Source organism: Oscillochloris sp. ZM17-4, assembly GCF_019599295.1.
GTDB lineage: Bacteria > Chloroflexota > Chloroflexia > Chloroflexales > Chloroflexaceae > Oscillochloris.
Map to the genome: position 1 here is coordinate 1 of NZ_JAIEWN010000127.1, position 3,171 is coordinate 3,171.

Here is a 3,171-nt window from a genome sequence, read left to right on the forward strand (position 1 = left end):
CCGCCCCTGCCTCAGTCGGTGCCGGGGTTGGTGGTTGATTGGTCTGCTGGGCGATTCGCGCCTCCAGCTGGTCGGCCAGTGGGCTGCCGGCCAGGGCAATCGCGAGCCGGTAGCTCGGGGCGCCGCTGAGGATGGGGTTCAGGCCGCCGGATCGCGGGCCGACCCGGATGAGGGCGATCCCATCGGCGGGCGCCTGCCAGCGGATGGTGCTCAGGAAGGCGGCGCCGGCCCGCTCGTCGTCGTTAGCGGTGAGCAGCTGCCAGCCGGCCTCGGCGCTCCACCAGAAGAGATCGAGCACCGTGTCCACGCCATCGGCCAGGTCGAAGGTGGAGATCAGGTAGCGCCCGCCAGCCTTCACCTCGAAGCGCAGGTAGTCGTGGTCGCCGCCGGGGCAGCCGTCGCGCACCGGGCAGACGAAGTTGAGTTCGTAGAGCACGCCGACGGCGATGGGCGCGGCGGTCTCGGGGCTCCAGTTATTCTCCAGGGCGTCGGGGGTGGCCGGGTCGCGGACCAGCCCCGCGGGGCCGCTGGCGGTCGGGGCGATGGCGGGGGCGGGCGGGAGGGTGCGGCGCAGCTCGACCCGGTAGCTCTGGCCAGTGGCGATCGCCGCGCCACGGTTCTCGACGCGCAGCACGGCCCAGCCGGTCACGTCGGCGGCCAGGGTGGTGGAGATGGTCGGGCTGGCGATAGTGGCCAGTGCCGCGCCGCCCTCGGCCCGGCTGACCGTGGTGTAGAGATCCAGCCCGCTGGTCGCACGCAGAGTGATCGTGGTCTGCATGCCGTCCGGCTGCGCGCCGAGGAAGACGCTGTAGACATCCACGTCACCCTCGGGCAGGAAGGTGAACGGGCCGCTCACGGCGTCCAGGGCGAGCCGGCAGGCGTGGGCCTGGTCGTTGTTCGGCTCGCAGCTATCGGGGCGCGCGTCGGCCTGCGGGGTCGGCGTGGTCGTTGGCGCGATGCCCTGGGCTCCCACCGCGTGCGGGGGCGTGGCGGCAAGGTCGGCCGATGCCAGCAGGATAATGAGCGCCAGGCCGATCAGCCAACGGGCGCGTGGTGGAGTGTATGCAGCGGCACGAACCATCGAAGGTGCTCCTAATCGCCAAAGTGCTTTGATGGATCCACATCCGAGAAATAGCTGGAGGGGGTGGTGCGCGTCGGGCGTGGGCCGCTCGGTGCGGGCATCGCCGGTCGGATACGCCGGGGGCGTGGCGGGTGCTGGGCGCGCATCGCGGTCAGGGTCGCCTCGGGCACCGCCAGTGCTGGCTCGGCCGGTGGCTCTGCCGGCTGCGGCGCGGGGCGCGTCGGCGGGCGATCTGCGGCGTGGCGAGGGGGCGGGCTGGGTCGCGCAGGGGCGATCATCCGCACCGGCACCTCGCCATCAGCAGGGGGGGCATCCGCCGCATCTGCAGCGGGGGGCGCATCCGCCTGCCGCTGCACCCAGCCGGCCACCGTGCCGAGGTCGCGCACAGGGACATCCTCACCCTGGGGGTCCGTAGCCGGGGCGTCCGGCGGTGCCCCGCCCCACAGGCTCGCGGTACGATCCTCGTGGAAGCGCACGGTCGCGCCGGCGCGCAGCTGGTCACGCAGCTCCTCATTGGAGAAGGCGCTGCGGCGGGCACCCTCGGGCGGGGTGGCCTGCTCCGGGTCGTCCACGCGCTGAAGGTTGCCCTGCTCGCCCAGGCGCCAGGCGGCGGCGAAACGGTCGTTCGGATCGACGCTTCGCCGGGCGGTTCTGGCTGCTGCGCCCGTGGTTCGCGCCACGGCGCGCCCGCCGGATCTGAGCGCCACACCGGCGCGATAGGCGCCGCCCCTGACGGTGCGGCCCACGGCAGACCCGCCGGCAGCGAGCGCGCCGATAGCTGCCAAGGCGGGGTCCTCGGATGTCGCCGCGTTCAGCCCGCGCCTGGCCGCCGCCGTGGCGGCACCGGCTGCCCGCGCGCCGGCCCCGATCACGCCGGGGAGGGCGCGGGCAGCGGCAACCCCACGCTGGGCCATGTTCCCCTCGCGGAGCTGGTCAAGCTGGTCGAGCTGGCCCGTATCCGCCCGCTGTGCGGCCACATCGGCCTGCCGCTGTCGCTTGGCGGCCTCCTTTGCCGCAGCCAGATTCGCGGCGTCGGCGCGGGCCTGGTCGAGTGTGGTGCCGGTCTTCGCGCTGCCCCGCACCCGCTGGTTGAAGGCGCGCATGCTCGTCCGCGAGGCGTGTCCGGCACGCATCGCGTCGAGGACGGCATCGCCGCCGGGGCCGCGCAGCACGCCGATCTGACGGGCAAACTCGCCGACCTGCATCCCCACGCCAGTGCTGCCGATCGCGGCGGCGATGCCGTAGGCCCGGCTGCCGCTCTCGCGGGTCGCAGCGTTGGCAACCGTACCCATCCGCCCGGCTGCACCTGCCGCCCTCGCCACCCCGCCCATCGCGCCCAGCGCCGTGCTTGCGCCGCCGGTCGCCAGTCCCATCGCCGCACCGCCCGCCATGTTCATCGCGCTGCCCATCGCCTGCGCCCCGCCGCCCATCACCCCACCAGCGATGGATGTCAGCGCGCCCAGCGCGCCCCTGAGCGTCCCCAGGGCGTTGAAGAAGGTGAAGATGAGGAAGACAAGCGTGCCGGTGGCGATACCGGCGAACACGTTGGCGTTGCCGCTCTGGGCGGCCGCGATCAGGCCGGCGGTGAGCAGGCCGATGATGAAGGAGGTAACCCAGCTGTTCTTCAGCGTGTCGAAGGCGCTCTTGAAATACTCCCCGGCCCAGCCGAAGTCGTGCTGGAACATGCCAAACAGCAACCCGAAGGGGATGCCCACCCACAGCGCGACCAGGGCCAGCGTGAAGACCAGGTGAGCGGCGTAGTAGACCAGGGCCAGGAGCGAGACGAACAGGCCGAGGAACAGCCGGATGATCCCGTTGGTGAGCGCGTCCTTCCACAGCTGGCGGTCGCCCACCTCCTGGTCGCCGATGTCGTCGGCGTGGGCGTAGCCAGGGGGAGCGTCGGCCCACTGCGCCGGGAGGCCGGCAATCTGGCCGCCGGCGGCGTAGTCGCAGTGGATGTCGGCCGCACCGGCGTAGAGGTAGGCGGCGGCCAACTCGTCGGGGCGCAGCACCCGGTCGCCCTCCAGCCCGCCGGTGTGGCGGGGGAGCAGGGAGCCAGGGCCACCGCCCGCCGCCGGGCAGCTGGCGGG

At 73.3% G+C, this 3,171-nt stretch carries 1 protein-coding gene and 1 pseudogene; both read right to left on the bottom strand.

The annotated features are described in order from the left end of the window. The coding region (locus K2Z83_RS28075; RefSeq protein ID WP_220598481.1) for a hypothetical protein at positions 1 to 1,081 on the bottom strand (1,081 nt) is incomplete at its 3' end. Between the two features lie 11 nt (positions 1,082 to 1,092). Then, positions 1,093 to 3,171: pseudogene (locus K2Z83_RS28080) on the bottom strand (hypothetical protein); the annotation flags it as partial.